We start from the raw sequence: 22,913 nt of genomic DNA on the forward strand, positions 1-22,913 counted from the left end.
GCCGGGATTACGCGGCCGCGCCGCTCACCTTGCCGGCGCCGCCCTCGCCGCGCGGCCCTCCCGCGCGCCGGCGGCCGCGGTACTTCTCCCAGCCGAGCGAGATCGCCCACGTGAGGGCGACCATGGCGACGATCCCGAGGACCGTCGCTGGAAACGAGAGCACGCGCTTCACGGGCGAGGCCAGCGCACCGTAGGTGAGCTCGACCGACGCCACATATCCGACGAGCGACTGCCGCCCGAGCAGCGTGAGCCAGCCCAGGCCGCGCTCCGCCGCGTCGGGCACGAGCTGAAGCGCGCCGGTCATCGCGAGGCACACGGCGAGCCGCATCGCGAACCAGGAGGGCGACGTCCGCCAGAACTGCTGGTACGCGTACACCGCCGGCCAGCGGTCCGCCCACCACCCGAGCGCGAACAGCGCGGCGGCGAGCCCGAGCCACAGGGCGGGCCGCCGCTCTCCTCGCGCGAGGGGCGCGACCGCGCTCCCGGCGAGGAGGAAGGCGGCCCAGTTGAAGAGGTGGAAGTTCGCGCGAGGCCAGCCCGCGTACAGGTATGCGAGGAGGACGTCCACCGCCCGGTTCGGCGCCTGCCGCGCGGCAGCGCCCGCCGCCGCGCCGGCGGCCGGCAGGTCGTAGTGGCGGAGCGCGTCGGCCACGAGCGGCGTGGTGAGGACGATGGCGAGCGCCGCCGCTCCGGCGAGCAGCGCGCCCAGTCGCGCGGAACGGCCGACAGAGAGCAGCGCAGAGAGCACGAGCCCCACGGCGATCACGTTCAGGATGTCCACGCGGAGGACGTCGCCGAGGCCGCCGGGGCGGCGCCAGGCCCCGCCGGCCAGGAACGCGACCGCCCGGAAGGCGTACGCGACTCCGAGGAGCCACAGCGCTCGCCGCAGGGCCGCCGCGCGCCGCGCGCCGGGCGGGAGGCCCTTCCGCTCCGCCGCGGCGTCGGCGAGCGCCTGGGAGAGGCCGGCCATGAACAGGAAGCCGGGCGCGGCGAACCCGCCCAGCATGCGGAGCGCGTGGTACACGGCGCCCGTCCGCGCGTCGGGCGCGAGCCACGCGTCGAGGACGTGCACCTCGATCATGAACAGCACGGCGAGACCGCGCTGCCAGTCGAGCCAGAGCTTGCGGCGGGGGGGCGTCATCGGGCGCCGACGGGCGGCGCGGACGACCTCACTTGTCGCGGTAGGTGATGCGACCGCGGGTCAGGTCGTACGGAGAGAGCTCGAGCTTCACCCGGTCGCCCGGGATGATGCGGATGTGGAACTTCTTCATCTTCCCGGAGGCGTAGGCGAGGACCGTCGGGCCCTGGTCGACCTTGACGCGGTACATGCCGCCGGCGAGGGCCTCCTCGACCGTACCCTGTACCTCGATGCCGGCTTCCTTCTCGCTCATTCAGTTCCTTCTCGGTGTGGGCGCGTCCGTGCCCGGAAGCGCGAGCGGCCCCGGTGACCCGAGGCCGCTCGATCGTCGCCGAAAGCCCCGCTCTTACTACCGCCGGACGTTCGCTGCCTGAAGCCCCTTGGGGCCCTGGGTGACGTCGAACTCGACGCGCTCACCCTCCTTCAGGGTGCGAAACCCGTCCATCTGGATCGCGGTGTGGTGGACGAACACGTCCTCGCCGCCCTCCTGCGAGATGAACCCGAAGCCCTTCGCGTCGTTGAACCACTTCACGGTACCGGTCGCCATCGCTTCGCTTCCTTCTCTGTCACCAGGCCGACCGCCGGCCGGGGCGGCAGGGGGGCACGGACCCCCAGCCTGGGCGCGAAATATCCCCGAAACGGCGGCGGACCGTCAAGCGAACCCCTGGCAAAACGGCCTCTAAAATGTGGACTTCCGAGGGCACCTCGCTCTCCTGGAGATTCACTGCGAGAGCGCCCCCAGCAGCGCCCGCGCCCGCTCCCCCACCTCGGGGTCGCTCGCGACCGCACGGAGCGCCTCGCGCGCCTCGTCCCGGCAGCCTCCAGGCTGCGCGAGCAGGCTCTCGGCGCGGGTCAGCCGGACGAAGGGGTCCTCGGGCGCGAGCTTCAGGGCCACCTCCGCGCAGAAGCGCGCGGCGAGCGGCTGGGCGAGCCGCCGGTGGGCCTGCGAGAGGAGCGCCCAGGCGCCCGCGTCCTGGTGATTCGTGACGACCAGCCCCTCGAGGATCGCCTGCGCCGTCTCCACCCGCCCGGCCTCGAGCTCAGCCTCCGCCAGGCAGGCGATGGCGTCGCCGATCTCGCGCGAGATGCCCTGCACCTCCGCGAGCGTGCTGCCCTGCTCCATGGCCTCGATGACGTTCATGGCGCGCTCCTAGCGGATGTTCGCGATGATCCCGGCGCGGGTCTCGTGCTGCATCCGGAAGATCGCGGAGACCATGCTGAACATCTCCTTCTGCTTCTCCTGCAGCTGCTGGAGCTTCATGAGCTCCAGCTGCTGCTGGCTCGAGGAGAGCTCCGCCTTCCCCGACGCGGAGCCCGAGGCGCCGGAGGACGCGGAGCCGCTCGCAGGGGTGGACTTCAGCTCCGAGTCGATGGCCTTCGCGAGCTCCACCGCGCCGCCCGCCAGCGTGGGCCCCAGCTTGAGCAGGGCGGGAGCGAGCGCCGGCATGCCGAGGGCGGAGGCGCCTGCCGCGAGCACCGGACCGCCCAGCTTCGACAGCGCGGACTGGAAGGTCTTGTCCTTGAGGAGGTCGACGATCCCGCCGGCGCCCGGGATGACCTTCGTCACCACCGACGCGATGGCCCCGAAGATCCCGCCCTTCTTCTTCGCGCTGGACGAGCCGCTCTTCGCCTGGGAGGCCGCCGGCGTCTTGCCCGCGATCGCGTCCATGCGCTGCTGCATCTCCTCCTCGTACTTCGCGTTGAGGTGCGCGAGGAGGCGCATCAGCTTCTCCTCGATGGAGAGCTTCGGGTCCTTCAGGAAGGCGAGCGGATCGCTCGTCGAGGTCTTCCCGGAGGACGAGCTCGAGGTCTTCTTGGCGTAGCCCGCGCCGGAGCTCCTCGAGGCGCTCGAGCGCTTCGCCGTCGCGCTCTTCGAGGCCTTGCTCGACTTCGTCGCCTCCTTCACCGCCGCAGCGGCGGAGTCGATGGCGAGCTCGGCGAGCCCGCGGGCGGCGGCGCCCGCCGCGGCGCGCAACGTCGAGGCGCGGTCCGGCGCGTCCGTGGGCGGCGGGAGCGAAACGGGGGAACGCGCTGCGCCGGACGAGGTGGTGGAGATCATGGGGTCCTTTCCGAGGCCGGCGGAGGATGGGGGGCGCCGGTGTCGTCACGCCGAGCGCGCGCCGTGCCAGCACGTCCGGCGAGTCGTTCCGCGCACTTCCTCGCACCCGCCCGTCCGCGGGACGGGCCCCGCGGCCGCGCTCCGGTCTTTACGCCGCGCCCGATCGCCGCCTAGATTCCGGCGCGATGCGCTACCTCGGCCTGGACCTCGGCCGCGCCCGGATCGGCCTCGCCCTCGCCGACGACGTGCTCCGCACGGCTCGCCCGCTGTCCGTCGTGCGCCACCGCACGCGCGAGGCGGACCTCGCCTCGATCGCGGCCACCCTCCGCGAGTGGGAGGTCGGGACCGCGGTGGTCGGGTTGCCGCTCAACATGGACGGCAGCGAGGGCGCCTCGGCCCGGTACGCGCGGGCGTTCGCGGAGGAGCTGGCGCGCGCGACGGGCGTCCCGGTGGAGCTGTTCGACGAGCGGCTCTCCACCTTCGAGGCGGAGTCGCGGCTGCGCGAGCAGGGGTTCTCCGCGCGAGAGCTCCGCGGGCGCGTCGACGCCGAGGCCGCGGCCGTGATCCTGCAGGGCTGGCTCGATGGGAGGCACGCGTGAAGCGCTTCGTCCTCGCCGTGCTCCTCCTCGCGCTCGTCGCCGCGGGCGGCGCGGCGTTCGTCGCCTGGCGCGATCTCGCCTCGTTCCGCGAGACGCCCTACGGCGACCCGGAGGAGAAGGTGGTGGTGGTCCCGCCCGGCGCGAGCGCGCGGGTCGTGATCCGCACGCTCGCGCGCGGCGGCGTGCTGTCGGACGAGCGCACGGCGTGGCGGTATTTCCGGTACGTGAAGCGCGACCCCCGCGCGTTCCGCTCGGGCGAGTATGCGTTCGCGGGTCCGCTGCGCCCGGACGAGGTGCTCGAGCGCGTGTTCCGCGGGGACGTGAAGCTCTACCGCTTCACCGTCCCGGAGGGGCTGCGCATGGAGGAGATCGCCGCCATCGTCGCGCGGAGCGGGCTCGCCGCGGAGGCGGCCTTCCTGGAGGTCGCGCGGGATCCGGCGGTCGCGCGGGGGCTCGGCCTCCCCTACGCCAACCTCGAAGGGTTCCTCTTCCCCGACACGTACAGCTTCCCGCGGGGGGCCTCCGCCCGCGCGATCGCCGCCGCGATGGTCGCGCGGTTCGACACCGAGTACGCGAAGGCCGAGGCGGTTCGCGCCCCGGGCGTGAGCCTCGATCGGGGCCGGGTGGCGACGCTCGCCTCGATCGTGGAGAAGGAGACCGGGCGCGAGGACGAGCGCCCGCGGATCGCGTGCGTCTTCCACAACCGGCTCCGGCTCGGCATGCCGCTCCAGACCGACCCGACCGTGATGTACGCGACGATGCTCCGGACGGGCCGCTGGTCGCGGAACATCACGCGGACGGATCTCCTCACGCCGCACCCTTACAACACGTACACGACCGCGGGCCTGCCCCCTGGCCCGATCGCCAGCGCGGGGGCCGCGGCGCTCCGCGCGGCGCTCGCGCCGGCGGACTGCAAGGACCTCTACTTCGTCTCCCGCAACGACGGCTCGCACGTCTTCTGCCCGGACCTCGCGTGCCACAACGCGGCCGTCCAGCGCTGGCAGGTGGAGTTCTTCCGCCGCAGCGCGCGCTGAGGCGCCTCTCCTCCGCGAGCCGCGTCCCGCCCGTGGGCGCCCCTCCCCGCCGGGAGGCCTCTCCTTCCCTCCGGGCGTGCGCTTCTGCAGCGCGCCACGCCGGACCTTATGCTCCCTTGAGCCCCCGTACGTCGGGCGGCGCAAGCTCGAGGGAACGCATGCGAGACGTCCGTGATGTGACGCAGACGAACTGGGTGTCGCGGATCGCGGCGCTGCAGGACCGCGAGGGATACTCGGAGCAGCACTGGGAGGGCTCCTTCGAGGAGTACCTCGCGCTCGTGCGGCAGAACCCCAAGGTCACGCGGACCGCCTTCCAGCGCGTCTACGACATGATCCTGTCGCACGGGAAGACCGAGTACATCGACAACAAGAAGAAGCTCATCCGCTACAACTTCTTCACCGATCCGGACTTCGGCGGGAAGGACGCGATCTACGGGCTCGACATCCCGCTCATGAAGCTCGTGAACGTGTTCAAGAGCGCGGCCCAGATGTACGGGACCGAGAAGCGCGTCATCCTCCTGCACGGCCCGGTGGGCTCGTCGAAGTCGACGATCGCGCGCCTCCTGAAGAAGGGGCTCGAGGCCTACTCCAAGACGGCGGAGGGTGCGCTCTACACCTTCGCCTGGGACATCGAGCGCGCGAGCCTCGACGGGCAGCGACGCCGCGAGCTGATGCCCTGCCCGATGCACGAGGAGCCGCTGCACCTCGTGCCGCACGAATGGCGCGCGAAGGTCTACGCGGAGCTCTCGCCGCCGGACTCCGGCTACACGATCCCCGACACGGGCGACCTCTGCCCGGCCTGCCGCTTCGTCTTCAAGGACCTGATGACCGAGTACAAGGGCGACTGGGAGAAGGTGATGACCCACGTCCGCGTGCGGCGCCAGATCCTCTCCGAGAAGGATCGCGTGGGCGTCGGCACGTTCCAGCCGAAGGACGAGAAGAACCAGGACTCGACCGAGCTCACCGGCGACATCAACTACCGGAAGATCGCGGAGTACGGCTCCGACTCCGATCCGCGCGCGTTCAACTTCGACGGCGAGTTCAACATCGCCAACCGCGGCATCATCGAGTTCGTCGAGATCCTGAAGCTCGACGTGGCGTTCCTCTACGACCTACTCGGCGCCACGCAGGAGCACAAGATCAAGCCGAAGAAGTTCCCGCAGACGGACATCGACGAGGTCATCATCGGGCACACGAACGAGCCCGAGTACCGGAAGCTCCAGTCGAACGAGTTCATGGAGGCGCTGCGGGATCGCACCGTCAAGATCGACATCCCCTACATCTCCCGCCTCGACGAGGAGGTGAAGATCTACGAGCGCGACTACAACAGCCACAAGATCCGCGGGAAGCACATCGCGCCGCACACGCTCGAGATGGCCGCGATGTGGGGCGTGCTCACCCGGCTCGAGGAGCCGAAGAAGCACAACCTCACCCTCGTGCAGAAGCTGAAGCTCTACAACGGCAAGACGCTGCCGAACTTCACCGAGGACAACATCAAGGAGCTCCGCAAGGAGGCGCAGCGCGAGGGGATGGAGGGCATCAGCCCGCGCTACGTGCAGGACAAGATCTCGAACGCGCTCGTCTCGGACAAGGGCGACGGCTGCGTGAACCCGTTCATGGTGCTGAACGAGCTCGAGTCGGGCCTCCGCCAGCACTCGCTCATCTCCTCCGAGGAGCAGCGCAAGCGCTTCCGGGACCTGCTCACCGACGTGAAGCGCGAGTACGAGGACGTCGTGAAGAACGAGGTCCAGCGCGCGATCAGCGCCGACGAGGACGCGATCACCAAGCTCTGCGCGAACTACATCGACAACATCAAGGCCTACACCCAGCGCGAGAAGGTCCGCAACAAGTACACGGGCCAGTACGAGGAGCCGGACGAGCGCCTCATGCGGTCGATCGAGGAGAAGATCGACATCGCCGAGAGCCGGAAGGACGACTTCCGCCGCGAGATCATGAACTACATCGGCGCGCTCGCGATCGAAGGGAAGACCTTCAACTACCGGACGAACGAGCGGCTCCACAAGGCGCTCGAGCTGAAGCTCTTCGAGGACCAGAAGGACTCGATCAAGCTCAAGAACCTCGTCGCCTCGGTGGTGGACCGCGACACGCAGGAGAAGATCGACGTCGTGAAGCAGCGGCTCATCAAGAACTACGGCTACTGCGAGGTCTGCTCCACGGACGTGCTGAACTTCGTCGCCTCGATCTTCGCGCGCGGGGACGCGAAGGACTAGCGCCCGCCGGCGATCCACGGGTGAACGGGAGCGAGGTCTGCGCAGTCCATGACCCTCAAGATCAAGCAGGACCACGCCCGGTTCCGCGACATCGTCCGCGGCCGCATCAAGCGGAACCTCAAGAAGTACGTCCAGAAGGGAGAGATGATCGGGAAGAAGGGGAAGGACTTCATCACCATCCCCGTCCCGACCATCGACATCCCGCACTTCCGCTTCGGTGAGCGCTCGCAGGGGGGCGTGGGCCAGGGCGAGGGGGAGCAGGGCGATCCGCTCTCGCCGGGCGACGGGCAGCAGGGCTCGGGGCAGGCCGGCCAGGGCGAGGGGCAGCACATCCTCGAGGTCGACGTCTCGCTCGAGGAGCTCGCCGACATCCTCGGCGAGGAGCTCGCCCTCCCCCGGATCCAGCCGAAGGGCAAGGACCGGATCGTCACCACGAAGCTCAAGTACACCGGCGTCGCGCCGGCGGGGCCCGAGTCCCTGCGCCACTTCAAGCGCACCTACAAGCAGGCGCTGCGGCGGCAGATCGCGAGCGGATCCTACAACTGGCGCAAGCCCGTCATCGTCCCGGTGCGGGAGGACCGGCGCTACCGCACCTGGAAGCAGGTGCCGCTCCCGGAGACGAACGCCGCCGTCATCTACATGATGGACGTGTCCGGATCGATGGGCGACGAGCAGAAGGAGATCGTCCGCATCGAGTCCTTCTGGATCGACACCTGGCTGCGCAAGCACTACAAGGGCCTCGAGACCCGCTACATCATCCACGACGCCGTCGCGCGAGAGGTCGACCGCGACACGTTCTTCCACACCCGCGAGTCGGGCGGGACGATGATCTCGTCCGCCTACAAGCTCGCCCTCGAGATGATCGAGAGCGACTACGCGCCCGGCAGCTGGAACGTGTACCCGTTCCACTTCTCCGACGGCGACAACTGGAGCGCGGACGACACGCGGCTCTGCGTGGACCTGCTCCAGAACCGGATCCTCCCGGTGGTCAACCTGTTCGCGTACGGCCAGGTCGAGAGCCCCTACGGCTCGGGGCAGTTCATCAAGGACCTGAAGGACGCGATCGGCGCGCGCGACAACGTGGCGCTCTCCGAGATCGCCGACAAGGACGGGATCTACGCCTCCATCAAGACGTTCCTCGGGACCGGCAAGTAGGGGAAGGCATGGACCGCAAGACGCAGCTCCCGGCCCACCTGCACGACATCCGCAAGCGGATCGAGGGCTACGCCCGCGAGTACGGGCTCGACTTCTTCGACACGATCTTCGAGGTCCTGAACTTCGACGAGATCAACATGGTCGCCGCCTACGGCGGCTTCCCGAACCGCTACCCGCACTGGCGGTTCGGCATGGACTACGAGCGGCTGTCGAAGGGCTACGAGTACGGGCTCTCCAAGATCTACGAGATGGTCATCAACAACGACCCCTCGTACGCGTACCTGCTCGAGTCCAACATGGACGTGGACCAGAAGCTCGTGATGGCCCACGTCTACGGCCACGTCGACTTCTTCAAGAACAACTTCATGTTCCGGCACACCAACCGGAAGATGATGGACCAGATGGCGAACCACGCCACGCGCGTGCGGCGCTACCAGGACAAGCTCGGCGTGGAGCTCGTGGAGGACTTCATCGATCGCTGCCTCTCGCTCGAGAACCTCATCGACTACCAGTCCCCCTACGTGAAGCGCCGGCCGGACCACCCGGAGGAGGACGAGCGCAAGATCGCGAAGGGGTTCAAGACCGAGCGCGAGTACATGCGCGAGTTCATCAACCCGCCGGCGTTCCTCGAGGCCCAGCAGAAGCGGCTCGACGAGGAGGCCTCCCGCAAGCGCAAGTTCCCGGAGCGCCCCGAGCGCGACGTGCTGCTCTTCCTGCTCGAGCACGCCCCCCTCGAGCGCTGGGAGCACGACGTCCTCTCCATCGTGCGCGAGGAGTCCTACTACTTCGCCCCGCAGGGCCAGACCAAGATCATGAACGAGGGGTGGGCCACCTACTGGCACTCCAAGATCATGACGGAGAAGGCCCTGGAGGCGTCCGAGATCATCGACTACGCGGACCACCACTCCGGCACCCTCGCCACCCACCCCGGCCAGCTCAACCCCTACAAGCTCGGGGTCGAGCTCTGGCGCGACATCGAGGATCGCTGGAACAAGGGGCGCTTCGGGAAGGAGTACGACGACTGCGACTCCTTCGTGGAGCGCAAGAACTGGGACAAGCGGCTCGGGCTCGGCCGCGAGAAGATCTTCGAGGTCCGCAAGCACTACAACGACGTCACCTTCATCGACGAGTTCCTCACGCTCGAGTTCGTCCTCGAGCAGCGCCTCTTCACCTACGGCTACAACGACAAGCACCAGCGCTGGGAGGTGATGGAGCGCGAGTTCAAGAAGGTGAAGGAGAAGCTCCTCCACATGCTGACCAACTTCGGCCAGCCCGCGATCGCGGTGGAGGATGGCAACTACGACAACCGCGGCGAGCTGCTCCTCGTGCACAAGCACGACGGCGTGGACCTGAAGCTGGACTACGCGCGCGACACCCTGAAGCACCTCCAGACGCTGTGGCGGCGCCCGGTGAACCTCGTGTCCCGGATCGAGGGGCGCGGGACGCTGTTCCGCTTCGACGGCAAGGAGCACAGCGACCGCCGCGTGGAGCTCTGACGCGGCCCTCCCGATGGGCGCCGTGACGGCGGAAGAGCACCCGACGTACCCGCGCCCACACGCCCATTCCCGGGATTTCAGATCCGGCGGGGCTGCTGCTACATTGCCGGCCGATGCAGAACCGCGCCGACGATCTGCCCCGCCGCCGCCGCCTCCCCGCCGTCCTCGCCGGGCTCGGCTTCCTCGCCATCCTGGCCGTCGCCCTGGTGGGCGCCGCGGGCCGGATCCGGTCGGTCCCGCCCGAGGCGGCCCCCGTGGTGGCCCAGACCGGTCCCGGGGACGCGCAGCCGGCGGCGTCCGGGCCGGCCGCGCCGGCCCGCTTCACCTCCGTCGCGGTCCGCCTGCAGAAGAACCAGACCCTGAATCAGGCCCTCTTCTCGCTGCGCCTGGCCGCCGCCGAGGTGAACGAGGTCGTCGACGCGCTGCGCGGCCACTTCCCCTTCCGCAAGGCCCGCCCCGGCGATCAGCTCCGCCTCGAGCGGGCGGAGGACGGCGGCCTGCACCGCTTCACGTACCGCCAGGGCGCCGCGGACGAGTGGATCGTCGAGCGGGCCCCGGACGGCACGCTGCAGGGGGCGAAGCGCCCCGTCGAGCTCACCACCGAGGTGGCCCGCGTCGCGGTCACGATCGAGTCGTCCCTCTACGAGTCGCTCGGGCGCGCCGAGGAGGACCCGGGGCTCGCCGTCCTCGCCGCCGACGTGCTCGCCTGGGACGTCGACTTCTACCAGGACGTCCGGACCGGCGACCGCATGCGGATCCTGGTGGAGAAGGTGTACGCGGACGGCAAGCTGCTCCGCTACGGCGAGGTGCTCGCGGCCGAGTACGACGGCGCCGCCACCGGCCTGAAGCGGCTGTTCCGGTACACCGACGCCTCCGGCCACACCAGCTACTTCGACGAGGAGGGCAACAGCGCCCGTCGCGGCTTCCTCAAGTCGCCCCTCAAGTACGCCCACATCACCTCGAGCTTCGGCACGCGCCGCCACCCGGTGCTCGGCTACACCCGAGCCCACGAGGGCGTCGACTACGGCGCGCCCACCGGCACGCCGATCTGGGCGGTCGGGGACGGCTCGGTGCGGGTCGCGGGGTGGCACGGCGGCTGCGGCAAGACGGTGATCCTGAAGCACCGGAACGGGCTCGAGAGCGTCTACTGCCACCTCTCCCGCATCGCGGTCTCCTCCGGGAAGCCGGTCTCGCAGAAGCAGATCATCGGCTACGTCGGCTCGACCGGCCTCTCCACCGGCCCGCACCTGCACTACGCGGTGAAGCGCGGCGGCCGGTACGTCAACCCGATGCAGCTCAAGGTGCCGCGCGAGGCCCCGCTCCCCGCGAGCGCCGTCGCCGACTTCCGGGAGCAGATCGCCCCGCTGCGCGCCCAGCTCGCCGGGCCGGTCGCGCTGAATTGATCTGATCGGACGGGGGCTGCGCCCCATCCCAGCGGCAGAGCCGCTGGGGCCCCACCCCTGCTCGGCGGGGCCCGTGAACGGTCGCGCCTGCTTCGCAGGTTCGCGACCGTTCCCCGCCGGAGGGGCTTCGCCCCAACCGCGCGTTGCGCGGGGCCCTCCCCCGGCGACTCGTCCTCGCGGGCCAGCGGCCCCCGCCCCTGGCTCGGCGGGATACGACGTCCCGCTCACCCCGAGCGTAGCAGTCGCGAAGTCGAGACGTCGGCGACGGTCCCCGCCGTGACGGGCAAAGCCCGGCGCGGCGGCTGATCGAACGGTTCGCGTCCTCGGGATCGGGGTCGGGCTCGAGGTCGAGGTCGGGGTCGAGGTACGTCGAGGTCGAGGTCGAGGTCGAGGTCGAGGTCGAGGTCGAGGTCGAGGTCTCTCGATTCATCACATCCCACGGCGGCAGCACGCGCATGCGGGCAGGTCGTGTGCCGTCGCCGTACGCAGACGGGGGCTCGGGCATCGAGGGGAGAAGCGCTCGGTTCCCGGCGCGCCTCGCCCATCATGCGGTGCGCCTTCACCGGCGTCGGCGGTGACTGGGCAGCCGGCAGATCAGGTCCGAGGAAGTTGCGCGCACGCTCGGCCGACGGCGGTATTCACTCGTAGTCCTTGCTGTCTCCAGCGATAGCTCTTGCGAGCCACGCAAGTCCCAGTTGCGGTGGGTGAACGTTGCCCTCTTGACGAGGTTCGAGGCGAAACGCGCTTCGACGTCCTCGGCACGTCGAGAGCACGCTCCTCGCGAGCGCAGGCAGCGCCGTGCGCGTCCGGCGCGCCGCGTGGACGGCGAAGGGGCGGGCCCGGAAAACGGCGCAGGCGCGATCCTGGTGCGTTTCCGAAGGGGCCGAAATCGCGTGTTACGAAGGGTGCACAGGAGGTGCACCATGGAACCTGTCCGACCTCGTCGCCCGGGCCGCCTACCGCACCAAGGCCGAGGTGGATCACCTCGTCGCCTCGCTCCAGGCGCGCACCGCTCCGCGGGCGGGCGTGCGCAAGCTGCCCGACCGCGGCTCAGCCGCGAGCGCCCCGGCGCTGCCGCTGGCGACAGTCCATGCCCGACCTGCCGAGCCGCAGGAGGCGCTCCCCGTGCCTCGGGCGGCTGCTGGTGGGTCGCCGGCCACGGTTTCCGCCCCACTCGACCCGCCTCGCCCGAAGGCGCGGGCGGAGACCCGCGCGGTGAGCGAGAGCGGCTGGTCGCAGCGGGTCACCATCGACGCGTCCTGCAAGGAGGACCTCGAGACGCTCGCCGCGCTGCTCTCGCACAAGATCCCGGACGGCGATCTCGCGGCGGTGCTCCGCGAGGCCATCCGCTGCGCCGTCGAGAAGCACGGCAAGCGCAAGGGCGCGATCGCGCCGGAGCGGCAGCGGAAAGCGGACGGGGACCCACGGCCCTCTGCCGAGCGCGCCGCGCCCACGGGCACGATCCCGGCGATAGTGCGGCGCGAGGTCTGGAAGCGCGACGGCGGACGCTGCGCCTGGGTCGCTCCGGACGGGCGGCGCTGCAACAGCCGCTGGCAGCTGGCGAGGTCGAGGTCGAGGTCGAGGTCGAGGTCGAGGTCGAGGTCGAGGTCGAGGTCGAGGTCGAGGTCGAGGTCGAGGTCGAGGTCGAGGTCGAGGTCGAGGTCGAGGTCGAGGTCGAGGTCGAGGTCGGGGTCGGGGTCGGGGTCGAGGTCGGGGTCGGGGTCGAGGTCGGGGTCGGGCCCTTCGACCCGACCGATCATCCCCGCGCGCCGATCACGCGGGCGAGCGCGGCGCGTAGCACGTCGATCCGTACGGGCTTCTCCAGGCAGGCGTCCGGAGCGATCTCGGTCGCGCGCCGCGCCTCCTCGGTGAACGCGCCGGCCGTCATGAACAGCACGCGCCTCTCGAGCTCCGGCGCGAGCGTGAGGAGCTGCCGGTGCAGCTCGAGGCCGGTCATGTCCGGCATGACGAGGTCGGTGAGGACCGCGTCGAAGCGCTCGCCCCGCTCCACGAGCCGCAGGGCGCTGCGCGCGGAGGACACCACCGTCACGTCGTGATCTGCGGCGAGGACGCGCCGGAGGGATGCGGCGATCAATCGCTCGTCGTCCACCACGAGGACGCTGCTGCGCGGGACGGCGGGCGCCGGGGCGCGCCCGGGCCCGCGCCCGAAGGAGGCCGCCGGCTGCACGTCGGCCGCCCTCAGGAGGACCCGGAACATGGTGCCGTTCCCCGGCGCGCTCCTCACCTCGATGTGGCCGTCCAGCCCCTGGACGATGCTGCGGCAGATGCTGAGCCCGAGCCCCGTGCCCTGCCCGGCCACCTTGGTCGTGAAGAACGGCTCGAAGATGCGTGGCAGGACCGCCGGGGAGATCCCCGAGCCGGTGTCCGCGACCTCGACGGCGACGCGCCCGCCCGGCTGCTCCCGCGCGGAGATCCGGATGACGTGCGACTGCGCGTCGCCCTCCGGGATCGCCTGGGCGGCGTTGGCGAGCAGGTTGACGAACACCTGCGCGAGCCGCGCCGGGCTGCCGTGGACGGGGGGCACCCGCCGCACGTCCTTCTCGAGCCGGGCGCGGTGCCGGATCTCGTTCCACGTCATCGCCACGGACGAGCGGAGCACCGCCTCCAGGTTGGCCGGGCCGTCGTCGTCGCCCGCCGCGGGGCGCGCGAACGTGCGGAGATCCTGCAGGATGAGGCCCAGCCGCTCCACGCCCTCGACCGACTCCTGGAGCGCCTCGCGGATCTCCGCGCCCGCGCGCTCCACCAGGAGCGGCGGGACCGCACCGGCCAGGTACTCGAGGTTCGCCGCGACGTACGCGAGCGGCGTGTTGAGCTCGTGCGCGACGCCGGCGGCGAGCGCGCCCACCGAGATCAGTCGATCCGCCAGCGCGAGCCGCGTCGCGATCTCCCGCTTCGAGGTGACGTCGCGGAGCATCGCCAGCGCGACGCCCGGCTGGATGTCCGGCACGACGTCCCACTCCACCAGGCGCGTGTCGCTCGCGGTCGTCACGGTGGCCTCGCCCTGGCGCGGGGAGCGCGGGGCGAGATCGAGATCGGTGCGCACCACCTCCGCCGGCCGGTGCCCGCGGAGCGCGTCGAAGGTCGTGCCCAGGATCTGCTCCGCGGCCGCGTTCGCGTCGAGGCAGCGCCCCTCGGCGTCCACGATGGCGAGCCCGTCGCGCGCGTGGTCGAACACGGCGCGCGCCAGCCGCTCGCGCCCGCGCATCGCCTCCTGGGCCGCGCGCCCGTCGACGGAGGTCGCCACCACGTTCGCGACGGTCTCCAGGAAGTGGATCTCGTCCGGCGCGAAGTGCCGGGAGGTGCGACCCGCCACGAGGAGCACCCCGTGGGCGCGCTCCTTGCCGCGCACCGGAACGGCGATGGCCGACGAGGCTCCGGCCGCCGCGAGCAACGAGTCGGCGAGCCGCCCGTCGCGGACGACGTCCGCGCTGTGGACCGGTGCGCCTCCGGCGCGGGCGAGGCCGGCGAGCGTCATCACGACCGGCACGGCATGGCCGCGAGGGACCGGGATGCCGGCGGCCGCCCGGACGACCAGCCCGCCGCCTTCGGGCTCGAGGTACGCGCCCGCCTCGAGCTGCAGCGCGCTCGGGGCGAGCGAGGCCGCCGCGTCGAGCACGTCCTGCACCGAGGGGAGCCCGAGCGCGAGCTGGCTGACGCGCGCCAGGGCCGCTGCGCGGCGGAGCTCGGCGTCGAGCCGTCGCGCGTCGTCCTCCCGGGAGGCGGGCTCGCGCCGCCCCTGCGCGTCACGCCACCGGGCGACGATGTAGACCGGGTTGTCGCGCGGCCAGGGCCGCGCGGAGAACTCGAACCAGCGCAGCCGACCGTCGGCGCAGCGGACGCGGATCTCGATGGGGATGGCGTCGTCGAGCGGCGTGGAGCGGGCGCTGGCGAGGCTCGCGAGGTCCTCCTCGTCCACGAAGGACCAGGCGTTCTTCCCGATCACCTCGTCGGCCCGATAGCCGACGAGCCGCTCGACGGCGTCGTTCACGAACAGCAGGTCGCCGGCAGGCGTGAGGACGCCGAGCAGGTCGTCCGAGAAGGCCGCGAGGGCGGCGTGCAGCCCGGCCCCCAGGTCGTCCACCCGGCGCTGCAGGCCCTCGGGCGCGCCTTCGCCCGGCCTGAGCCCACCCACGCGCTCCAGCTCCGCCACGCGGTGGTACAGGATCGCGAGCTCGCGGAGGAGCTCGGGGGTTGTGGACAGGGCCATCTCGCCTCCCCGCACGGCAGGTGAGGAGGCATCGTACGACACTGGACGTGCGGCCGCTCGTCCCCCGAGGCAGGGGGCCGGGTCGGCGCGGCTCGTCGTCGACCGGAGCGGACGGACGCTAGCGGCGCCTGCGCCGGGCGCGCTCGGCGGTCAGCGTCTTGCCGCCCCACTCCTTGCCGTTCAGCGCCTGGACGGCGTCCTCGATCACCTCGGGGGCGACGTCGAGGAAGGCGTGCGTCCTGCGCACCTCGATGGTGCGCGGCTCGAGCCCCGGAGCGACCGAGGAGAGCAGCTCGCGCACGCGCGCCTCGTCGGCGCCGTCCTGCTCTCCCAGCGAGAGGAAGATCCTGGCGCGCTGCAGCCGCTCCGGCTGCTCGGGGTTCGCGCCCGCGACGTCGGCGACGCCCTCCGGCGAGCAGGGGTTCCCGGGGTCCTCGCCCGGCGCCGGCGCGCCGTTCTCGCCCTGCGGCCCGCCACGGCGGGCGCCGCGCCCACGTCGCGTCCGGCGTCCCTCGCGCGCCTCGGCGGCGCTCGCCGAGACCTCGACCTCGACCTCGGCTCTGGCCTCAGCTCCCGGGGCAGCGGCGAGCGGGGGGGACTCGGGCGCCGCCGCGGCCGGCTCACCGCGCTCGCGGTGCTCGGCCCGGGGGCGCTCTGCGCGCTCTCCCCGCCCGGCTCGGTCGCGGTCGCCGCGGCGCTCGCGGTCGCGATCGCGCCCGCGCGTCTCGCGCCGGCCACCCTCGCGCTTGACCTCGCCCTTCTCGCGGCGCTCGTGCTCCTCGCGCTTGTGCTCCGCCTTCTCGCGGTCCTGGGCGCGCTCCATCCGGTGGTGGGTGAAGAAGTACTTGAGGGCGAAGGCGACGAGGTACTCGCCGTCCGGGCGGTTCCTCAGCTCCTGCGAGAGCGGGATGAACGCCTCGAAGATGGACGCGCTCATCGCGTCCTTCAGCTCCACCACGTGACGATCGGTCCAGAGCCGGCGCGCCTCGTCCGGCGTCGGGAGCTTCTTCTCCTCGAACGCGATCCCGAACTTCTTCTGCAGCGCGGTCAGCGTGTGGATCTCCGCGCCGGACACGATGGAGAGGCTCGTGCCCTTCTTGCCGATGCGGCCGGTGCGGCCCACCCGGTGGAGGAACACCGCCGGGTCCTCGGGCAGCGAGTAGTTGATGACGTGCGTCAGATCGGAGATGTCGATGCCGCGCGCGGCGATGTCGGTCGCGACCATGAAGCGGACCTCTCCCCGCTTCACCTTCGCCATCACCCGCTCGCGCTCCTTCTGCGGCAGGTCGCCGTTCAGGAGCTCGGCGTCGTAGCCGTTCCGGTTCAGCACCGCCGCGACGAGCGAGGTGTCGTTCCGGGTGTTGCAGAAGACGATCGCGGTCTCCGGCTCCTCCATCTCGATCATGTAGAGGAGGTTCCGCGGCTTCGGGTACGCGTCCACCGCGGGGTACATCACGTTGTGGATGTTCTCGACGGAGTACTCGTCGCCCGACAGCAGGATGGTCTCGGGATCCGTGAGGTAGTCGCGGATGATCTGCTCGATGTCCGCGGGGACCGTCGCCGAGAAGAGCAGCTGCTGGCAGTCCTTCGGGAGGTTGTCGAGGATGCGGGTCACCTCCTCGAAGAACCCCATGTTGAGCATCTCGTCGGCCTCGTCGAGACAGCACACCATCGTCTCGTCGAGCTTCAGCGTGCGCCTGCGGATGTGGTCGTAGATGCGGCCCGGCGTGCCGACGATGATCTCGGCGCCCGCCTCGAGCTTCTGGAGCTGCTCGCCCATCGACGCGCCGCCGTAGACCGCCACGACCGAGAGGTCGCGGTGCTTCGCGAGCGCGGTGAACTCCTGGGCCACCTGGATCGCGAGCTCGCGGGTGGGGCACATCACCAGCGCCGACGGCCTGCGCCGGCCATCGGCGATGCGCTCGAGGATGGGGATGGCGAACGCGGCGGTCTTGCCGGTGCCGGTCTTCGACCGGACGATGACGTCCTTGCCGTCGCGCACCGGGCGGAAGGTCGAGACCTGCACCGGCGTGGGCCGCTCGTAGCCGTGCTCGGCGATGGCGCGCCGCACCGGCTCGGACAGCCCGAGCTCGTCGAAAGAGGCCTGTGAAACGTAATCCGAGGGCGCCGCCGCGGGCGCCCCCTCCGAGAAGTTCTCCATGCGTCCTACTCCCGCTCGCGCCTCGACCGTGTCGAGGGCGGCTCTTGAGCGGCGCATGGCGGCATCTCGCAAGGGACCGCGTCGGTCCCGGTCCGAGGACCGGGACCCGCGCCGTTCCGCGAGGACCCGCCATGCGCCGGTGCCGGCGCCGCAGTTCTTGCACGCGGCGCCGCAGGTCATATAACACAACGGCGGGCGCGCGCCGGCATTCCTGGCAGCGCCCTCGAGACCCCATGCCGGACTCCCCGCCCGACGACGAGGCCTCCCCCCGTCCGCTCCCCCGCCTGCCCCCGCGCGCCGACCGCGAGGCCGGATCGGGCGGGCTCGTCCGCTACGACCCGCTCCGCGCGTACATGGCCGAGATCGCGCGCCACCCGCTGCTCTCGCGGGAGGAGGAGCACGAGCTGGCGGTGCGCTACCGGGAGACGGGCGACGTGGACGCGGCCTACCGGCTCGTGGCGTCGAACCTTCGCCTCGTGGTGAAGATCGCGCACGAGTACCGCCGCACCGCCTTCCAGCTCCTGGACCTCGTCCAGGAGGGCAACATGGGGCTCATGCAGGCGGTCAAGAAGTACGATCCGTGGAAGGGCGTGAAGCTGTCGTCCTACGCCGCGTGGTGGATCCGCGCGTACATCATCCGGTTCATCATGGAGAACTGGCGGATGGTGAAGCTCGGCACCACCCAGGCCCAGCGCAAGCTGTTCTTCAACCTCGCCAAGGAGCGCGAGAAGCTGCTCGCCCGCGGGATCGAGCCGACGCCGCGACTGCTCGCGAAGAACCTGGACGTCGAGGAGAAGGACGTCGAGGAGATGACGGCGCGCATGGCGGGCGAGGACCTCTCGCTCGACGCGCCGCTCCGGGGCGACGAGGACGGCTCGCGGCAGACCCGGCTCGACCGCGTGGCCGGCGACGGCGCGGACGCCCCGGACGAGAGGCTCGGCGACGAGCAGCTGCGCCGGCTGTTCCGCGAGAAGCTGGAGACCTTCTCGAAGACGATCCGCGACGAGAAGGAGCGCTACATCTTCGACAAGCGGCTTTTGCCCGCCGGCGGAGAGGCGCCGCTCACGCTCCAGGAGATCGGCGACCGCTTCAAGCTCACGCGAGAGCGCGCCCGGCAGATCGAGGCGAAGCTCACGGCGCGCTTGCGAGACTACCTGCGTGCGGAGATCCCCGACTTCGAGCTGCTGGGACCGCCCGAGGACTAGGCCTCGCGCGGCGGTTCGCGCGGCGCGGGCGCCCGCGCGGCGGTCTCCCCGCGGGCGAGCTGGTAGGCGGCGCCGGCGATCGCGAGCACGAGCGCGAGCGCCACGACGGCGAGCGGGTGCGCCGCGAGGTCGCGCGCCAGCGGCCGATCCCCTGCGAGGCCCACGCCCGCGGCCGCGACGAGGAGGCCGCCCAGCGCGGAGGCGCAGCCGATCGCGAAGGGCCTCGCGAAGAGCAACCCGACGACGCCGGCGGCGAGGGCGCCGACCGCCCCGCCGAGCACGGCGCGGCCGGCGATGGGCACGCGCAGGCCCAGGATCAAGCCGGGCAACGCCCCGGCGGCGACCGGGAACGCGAGCGGCGCGAGCGCGCAGACGGCGCCCGCGAGGACGGCGACGACCGGCGCCGCCACCGCGAGCGAGACGCCGACGTGCAGGGCGAGGGGCGCGCGGAAGGCGTAGGCGGCGAGCGCGCCGAGCGCCGCTCCGCCGGCGGCGGCGAGGCCTCGCGGGAAGCGCCCCGCCATGGTGAGCGCGACGAGCCCCACGCCCGCCGTCACGACGGAGAGCGCGGGCCCGAGGCCACGGAGGAGCTCGACGAGGCGCGTGACGCCTCCGGCCGCGTCGAGCAGCCGCGCGCCGAGCTCGAGGACGCTCTTCACGCCGGACCCGCCTTCACTCCGGAGACCGCGCGGGCGCCCCGGCGAGCTCGCCGGGGCGCCCCGCGCCGGCGCCCGTTCCGGGCGCTCCCGCCCTGCTCGCTCGGCGACATGGGTGCCCGAATGTAGCAGCGGGTGGAGCGCGCGCCAACCCGCCCGCCGAGCCGGATTACGCGGGCGCCTGCGGTGAATTGGGCCTAAGATCCGGCCGCTCGATGCCCCGCCCGACCCGAACCACGCGCCGCTCCTTCCTCGCCGCGGCGGCGGCCGCCGCGGCGCTCGCCGCCCTGCCGCGCCGAGGGCGCGCGCTCCCGGACAGCTCCAAGCTCGTGCTCGCGCAGGTGCAGCACGGCGGCAGCTGGAACCCGCGCCCCTCCGCGCTGCGAAGGCTCGGGTGGGAGCTCGCGCGCCGCACCTCGATCGAGACCGCCAGCGCGCCCGTCCCGGTGCGGCTCGCCGCGCCCGGGCTGCACCGGTGGCCGTGGCTCTACCTCGCCGGCGCCGGCACCCTGCCCCCGTTCACCGACGCTGAGCGCTCCGCGCTCCGCCGCCACCTGCAGTACGGCGGGTTCCTCCTCGTGGACTCCGCGGAGGGCGCCGAGGGCGGACCGTTCGACGCAGCCGTCCGCCGCGAGCTCGCCAAGGTCCTGCCCGCCTCGCCGCTCGCGCCCGTCCCCCGCGAGCACGTGCTCAACAAGAGCTTCTACCTGCTCGATCGCCAGGGCGGCCGCGTCCTCGTGAAGCCCTGGGTCGAGGCGCAGGTCCTCGACGGCCGGCTCGCGGTGGTCTACTCGCAGAACGACCTGGGCGGCGCGTGGGCGCGGACGGAGCTCGGCGACTGGGAGTACCCGTGCACGCCCGGCGGAGAGGCGCAGCGGGAGACGGCGTTCCGCATCGGCGTGAACCTCGCGATGTACGCGCTCTGCACGGACTACAAGGACGACGCCGTGCACCTCCCGTTCATCCTGCGGCGGCGGAGCTAGCGTGGAGGGCGGCTACAACGCCTGGCGGCTCACCGCGCTCACGCCCCTGCCGGCCTGGGCCGTCGCGCTCGCCGCGCTCGCGGCGGCCGGCGCGGTGCTGCTCGCCCTGCGCGGCCTGCGCTCCGAGCCGCGCCGTGGCCGCCGTGTCGTGCTCGTCGCGCTTCGCGCCGTGGCGGCGCTGCTCGCGATCTTCCTCCTGCTCGAGCCGGCGGTCGAGCTCCTCCAGACGGCGCGCGTCCGCAACCGCTTCGCCATCCTGCTCGACGCCTCGCGCTCGATGGGCTTCCCGGTCGAGCGGGAGGGCGAGCCGCGCTCCGCGGCGGCCGGGGCGTTCCTGGCCGAGCACCGCGCCGATCTCGAGCGGCTCGGGGACCGCGTGGATCTGGAGTGGTACACGTTCGGCGGCGACGTCGCGCCCCTCGATCCGGCCGAGGCCGCCCGCGGGGTGCCCGGCCGCGCCGGCCGCACGGACGTCCTGGGCGCGCTCGAGGCGGTCGCCTCGGGGGCGGGCGGCTCGACGCGCCGCCTCGCCGGCGCGCTGGTCGTGTCCGACGGCGCCGACAACGCGGCCCTCGCGGAGGGCCTGGGCCCCGAGGCTCGCGCCAAGGCCCGCGCGCTCGGCGTCCCCGTGAACGCGGTGGCGGTCGGTCGCAGCGCCCCGAGGGACCTCGCCGTGGAGCGCGTGGCGGTGGACGAGTTCGCGTTCGTGCGGAACACCGTCACGGTCGAGGTGACGCTCCGCGCCCGCGGGTTCTCGGACGAGGAGGTCCGGCTCGTGCTGCGCCGCGAGGGGGCGGTCGTCGCCTCCGGCACGGTCCGGCTCGAGCGCGGGCGCGACCGCTACACGGTCCCGCTCGCCTTCGCGCCCGACGAGACCGGCACGTTCGTGTTCACGGTGGCGGCGCCCGTCTTTTCGGGCGAGGCGGTGGTGGAGAACAACGCGCGCTCGTTCGTCCTGCGCGTCATCCGCGACCGCGTCCGCGTGCTCCTCGTCGCCGGCCGGCCGAGCTGGGACGTGCGCTTCCTGCGCGGGCTCCTCAAGCAGGATCCCAACGTCGACCTCGTGAGCTTCTTCATCCTCCGCTCCAACGCGGACGACGCCGGGCCGCAGCAGGACCTCTCGCTCATCCCCTTCCCCGTCGCCGAGATCTTCGGCGAGCAGCTCCGCACCTTCGACGCCGTGGTCTTCGTGAACTTCGCCTACGCGCCCTACCGCGGGCTCGAGATCGAGCGCTTCCTCCCCGCGCTGCGCGAGTACGTCCGGGGCGGGGGTGCCCTCGCGATGGTCGGCGGCGAGCAGAGCTTCGGGGACGGACGGTACGGCGAGACCGCGCTCGCGGAGGTCCTGCCCGTCGCGCCGATGGACGGGGCGTCCATGGCGGAGGGCGAGCTCGCGCTGCGGCTCACCTCCGACGGCAAGCGCCACCCCGTGACGAGCCTCGCCCCGGGAGACGCCGCGAACGAGACCGCCTGGCGCGGCCTGCCGCCGGTGACGGCGGTGAACCTCACGCGGGCGCTCGCGCGCGACTCGGGCGCCTCCGTGCTGCTCGAGGCGCCGGGCGTGCTCGTGGACGGGCGCCCCGCGCCGCTCGTCGCGGTGCGCGAGGTGGGCGAGGGCCGCACGCTCGCGGTCGCGACCGACGCCTCCTGGCGCTGGGGCTTCCTGCGCGCCGAGTCGGGCCAGGGGAACCGCGCCTACCTCCGCTTCTGGAACCAGGCGCTGCGCTGGCTCGTGCGCGATCCGGGGCTCGCGCCGCTGCAGGTGGAGCCGGAGGCGCCGGCGGTGGAGCCCGGCGCGCCGGTCGGGATCGGGATCGCCGCCCGCCGGCCGGACTGGAGCCCCGCGGCCGGCGAGCGGGTCAGCGCCGAGCTCGTCGACGACGACGGACGGAGCGTCGCGCGCGGCGAGGCGGTCGCCGGCGAGGACGGGGTCGCGCGCGTGGAGCTCGTCCCCCCGGGCCCTGGCGCCTACAAGATCGTCGCGCGAGGCCGGGATGGCGAGACCGCCACCGGCGCGGTGGCGGTGCGTGGCGCCGGTCCCGAGGACGCCGACGCCGCGCCTCGACCCGAGCTGCTCTCGGCGCTCGCGGAGGCGACCGGCGGCGGGTTCTCGGCGCTGCCGGGCGGCGACCTTCCCGACCTGAAGCTCGCGGAGGCCGACGTGGTCGAGATCGGCCGGCGCAAGTCCGTGCCGATCTGGGACCGCTGGTGGTACCTCGCCGCGCTGGCCGCCATCCTCGCCGGCGAGTGGATCCTGAGGCGCCGGTGGGGCTACTGGTAGTCCGCTCCGGCCGCAAAGCTTTCGGACGGCCGATCCTCAGCGCAGCCCTTTCGCCCGGGGCGGCGGCCGTCGAGGACTTCCAGCGCGCGAGCGTTCATGGCCTGGCGTGATATCGGCCAGTTGCGCCAACGATCTCCATCACCGATCGCGGCGGGCACGTCGACTGCATGGGTCGAGTTCAGGCACCAGTCGCCTCTCCGGGGACGCAGGCACGGCTGCAGCCCCGGACTGCGCCGGCCGTGCCCGCTCGCCGCGGGTGCGGCCGGCGCGTGCTGTTTCCGGCC

The 22,913-nt window shown here is 72.2% G+C and carries 17 protein-coding genes and 1 pseudogene; 10 read left to right on the plus strand and 8 right to left on the minus strand.

Going from position 1 to position 22,913, the window contains the following annotated elements:
* Positions 1-7: 7 nt before the first annotated feature.
* From ANAE109_RS12945 to ANAE109_RS12965, 5 genes are all read right to left on the minus strand, one after another.
* Complete coding sequence (locus ANAE109_RS12945; protein WP_012097325.1) at positions 8-1,141, minus strand: acyltransferase family protein; 1,134 nt, start codon at positions 1,139-1,141, stop codon at positions 8-10.
* A 28-nt stretch (positions 1,142-1,169) separates the two neighbouring features.
* On the minus strand, positions 1,170-1,391 hold the full coding sequence (gene infA, locus ANAE109_RS12950; protein WP_012097326.1) for a translation initiation factor IF-1: 222 nt from the start codon (positions 1,389-1,391) through the stop codon (positions 1,170-1,172).
* A 96-nt stretch (positions 1,392-1,487) separates the two neighbouring features.
* Positions 1,488-1,685 carry a cold-shock protein gene (locus tag ANAE109_RS12955; RefSeq protein ID WP_012097327.1) on the minus strand — a complete coding sequence of 66 codons (198 nt, stop codon included), beginning with the start codon at positions 1,683-1,685 and terminating at the stop codon, positions 1,488-1,490.
* Between the two features lie 174 nt (positions 1,686-1,859).
* Positions 1,860-2,279 (minus strand): hypothetical protein, encoded by a 420-nt coding sequence (locus ANAE109_RS12960; RefSeq protein WP_012097328.1) that lies wholly within the window; start codon positions 2,277-2,279, stop codon positions 1,860-1,862.
* Positions 2,280-2,288: 9 nt separating this feature from the next.
* Positions 2,289-3,197, minus strand: a complete 909-nt coding sequence (locus tag ANAE109_RS12965) for a hypothetical protein (protein WP_012097329.1) — start codon at positions 3,195-3,197, stop codon at positions 2,289-2,291.
* 185 nt (positions 3,198-3,382) lie between these two features.
* On the opposite strand from ANAE109_RS12965, the gene ruvX reads away from it, so the two are divergent.
* The 7 genes and pseudogenes from ruvX to ANAE109_RS25795 form a co-directional block, all read left to right on the plus strand.
* Positions 3,383-3,796 (plus strand): Holliday junction resolvase RuvX, encoded by a 414-nt coding sequence (ruvX, locus tag ANAE109_RS12970; protein ID WP_012097330.1) that lies wholly within the window; start codon positions 3,383-3,385, stop codon positions 3,794-3,796.
* Positions 3,793-4,830 (plus strand): endolytic transglycosylase MltG, encoded by a 1,038-nt coding sequence (mltG, locus tag ANAE109_RS12975; protein WP_041448321.1) that lies wholly within the window; start codon positions 3,793-3,795, stop codon positions 4,828-4,830. The genes ruvX and mltG overlap by 4 nt, the downstream gene beginning before the upstream one ends.
* A gap of 158 nt (positions 4,831-4,988) precedes the next feature.
* The gene (locus tag ANAE109_RS12980) at positions 4,989-7,061 is read left to right on the plus strand and encodes a PrkA family serine protein kinase (RefSeq protein ID WP_012097332.1); all 2,073 of its coding nucleotides are present in this window, start codon (positions 4,989-4,991) and stop codon (positions 7,059-7,061) included.
* A 48-nt stretch (positions 7,062-7,109) separates the two neighbouring features.
* Positions 7,110-8,216: a DUF444 family protein gene (locus ANAE109_RS12985; protein ID WP_012097333.1), complete on the plus strand. Its 1,107-nt coding sequence runs from the start codon at positions 7,110-7,112 to the stop codon at positions 8,214-8,216.
* 8 nt (positions 8,217-8,224) lie between these two features.
* On the plus strand, positions 8,225-9,712 hold the full coding sequence (locus tag ANAE109_RS12990; RefSeq protein ID WP_012097334.1) for a SpoVR family protein: 1,488 nt from the start codon (positions 8,225-8,227) through the stop codon (positions 9,710-9,712).
* Between the two features lie 113 nt (positions 9,713-9,825).
* Entirely contained in the window at positions 9,826-11,115 is a 1,290-nt protein-coding gene (locus ANAE109_RS12995; protein ID WP_012097335.1) for a M23 family metallopeptidase, read from the plus strand.
* A 798-nt stretch (positions 11,116-11,913) separates the two neighbouring features.
* A pseudogene (locus ANAE109_RS25795) lies at positions 11,914-12,675 on the plus strand (HNH endonuclease); the annotation flags it as partial.
* Positions 12,676-12,871: 196 nt separating this feature from the next.
* Here ANAE109_RS25795 and ANAE109_RS24175 read toward each other — a convergent pair.
* Complete coding sequence (locus tag ANAE109_RS24175) at positions 12,872-15,343, minus strand: ATP-binding protein (protein ID WP_012097338.1); 2,472 nt, start codon at positions 15,341-15,343, stop codon at positions 12,872-12,874.
* A 118-nt stretch (positions 15,344-15,461) separates the two neighbouring features.
* Positions 15,462-17,504 carry a DEAD/DEAH box helicase gene (locus ANAE109_RS13010; RefSeq protein WP_012097339.1) on the minus strand — a complete coding sequence of 681 codons (2,043 nt, stop codon included), beginning with the start codon at positions 17,502-17,504 and terminating at the stop codon, positions 15,462-15,464.
* 233 nt (positions 17,505-17,737) lie between these two features.
* On the opposite strand from ANAE109_RS13010, the gene ANAE109_RS13015 reads away from it, so the two are divergent.
* The gene (locus ANAE109_RS13015) at positions 17,738-18,709 is read left to right on the plus strand and encodes an RNA polymerase sigma factor RpoD/SigA (RefSeq protein ID WP_041448323.1); all 972 of its coding nucleotides are present in this window, start codon (positions 17,738-17,740) and stop codon (positions 18,707-18,709) included.
* Here ANAE109_RS13015 and ANAE109_RS13020 read toward each other — a convergent pair.
* Positions 18,706-19,368, minus strand: coding sequence for a hypothetical protein (locus ANAE109_RS13020; RefSeq protein ID WP_012097341.1), 663 nt, complete (start codon positions 19,366-19,368; stop codon positions 18,706-18,708). The two genes, ANAE109_RS13015 and ANAE109_RS13020, sit on opposite strands and share 4 nt — an antisense overlap.
* Positions 19,369-19,580: 212 nt before the next feature.
* Here ANAE109_RS13020 and ANAE109_RS13025 point away from each other — a divergent pair, with 212 nt between their 5' ends.
* Together ANAE109_RS13025 and ANAE109_RS13030 are read left to right on the plus strand one after the other, a co-directional pair.
* Positions 19,581-20,348 (plus strand): DUF4159 domain-containing protein, encoded by a 768-nt coding sequence (locus ANAE109_RS13025; RefSeq protein ID WP_012097342.1) that lies wholly within the window; start codon positions 19,581-19,583, stop codon positions 20,346-20,348.
* A 1-nt stretch (position 20,349) separates the two neighbouring features.
* Positions 20,350-22,629, plus strand: coding sequence for a glutamine amidotransferase (locus ANAE109_RS13030; RefSeq protein ID WP_012097343.1), 2,280 nt, complete (start codon positions 20,350-20,352; stop codon positions 22,627-22,629).
* Positions 22,630-22,913 lie beyond the last annotated feature (284 nt).

This window comes from Anaeromyxobacter sp. Fw109-5 (assembly GCF_000017505.1).
Classification (GTDB): domain Bacteria; phylum Myxococcota; class Myxococcia; order Myxococcales; family Anaeromyxobacteraceae; genus Anaeromyxobacter.

Excerpts from the sequence above, each read along its gene's own strand:
- infA (WP_012097326.1), bottom strand. The coding sequence starts at position 1,391 with ATGAGCGAGAAGGAAGCCGGCATCGAGGTACAGGGTACGGTCGAGGAG.
- ruvX (WP_012097330.1), top strand. The coding sequence starts at position 3,383 with ATGCGCTACCTCGGCCTGGACCTCGGCCGCGCCCGGATCGGCCTCGCC.
- ANAE109_RS13010 (WP_012097339.1), bottom strand. The coding sequence starts at position 17,504 with ATGGAGAACTTCTCGGAGGGGGCGCCCGCGGCGGCGCCCTCGGATTAC.
- ANAE109_RS24175 (WP_012097338.1), bottom strand. The coding sequence starts at position 15,343 with ATGGCCCTGTCCACAACCCCCGAGCTCCTCCGCGAGCTCGCGATCCTG.
- ANAE109_RS12960 (WP_012097328.1), bottom strand. The coding sequence starts at position 2,279 with ATGAACGTCATCGAGGCCATGGAGCAGGGCAGCACGCTCGCGGAGGTG.
- ANAE109_RS12985 (WP_012097333.1), top strand. The coding sequence starts at position 7,110 with ATGACCCTCAAGATCAAGCAGGACCACGCCCGGTTCCGCGACATCGTC.
- ANAE109_RS12980 (WP_012097332.1), top strand. The coding sequence starts at position 4,989 with ATGCGAGACGTCCGTGATGTGACGCAGACGAACTGGGTGTCGCGGATC.
- ANAE109_RS12995 (WP_012097335.1), top strand. The coding sequence starts at position 9,826 with ATGCAGAACCGCGCCGACGATCTGCCCCGCCGCCGCCGCCTCCCCGCC.
- ANAE109_RS12955 (WP_012097327.1), bottom strand. The coding sequence starts at position 1,685 with ATGGCGACCGGTACCGTGAAGTGGTTCAACGACGCGAAGGGCTTCGGG.
- ANAE109_RS13025 (WP_012097342.1), top strand. The coding sequence starts at position 19,581 with ATGCCCCGCCCGACCCGAACCACGCGCCGCTCCTTCCTCGCCGCGGCG.
- ANAE109_RS13015 (WP_041448323.1), top strand. The coding sequence starts at position 17,738 with ATGCCGGACTCCCCGCCCGACGACGAGGCCTCCCCCCGTCCGCTCCCC.
- ANAE109_RS12990 (WP_012097334.1), top strand. The coding sequence starts at position 8,225 with ATGGACCGCAAGACGCAGCTCCCGGCCCACCTGCACGACATCCGCAAG.
- ANAE109_RS12965 (WP_012097329.1), bottom strand. The coding sequence starts at position 3,197 with ATGATCTCCACCACCTCGTCCGGCGCAGCGCGTTCCCCCGTTTCGCTC.
- ANAE109_RS12945 (WP_012097325.1), bottom strand. The coding sequence starts at position 1,141 with ATGACGCCCCCCCGCCGCAAGCTCTGGCTCGACTGGCAGCGCGGTCTC.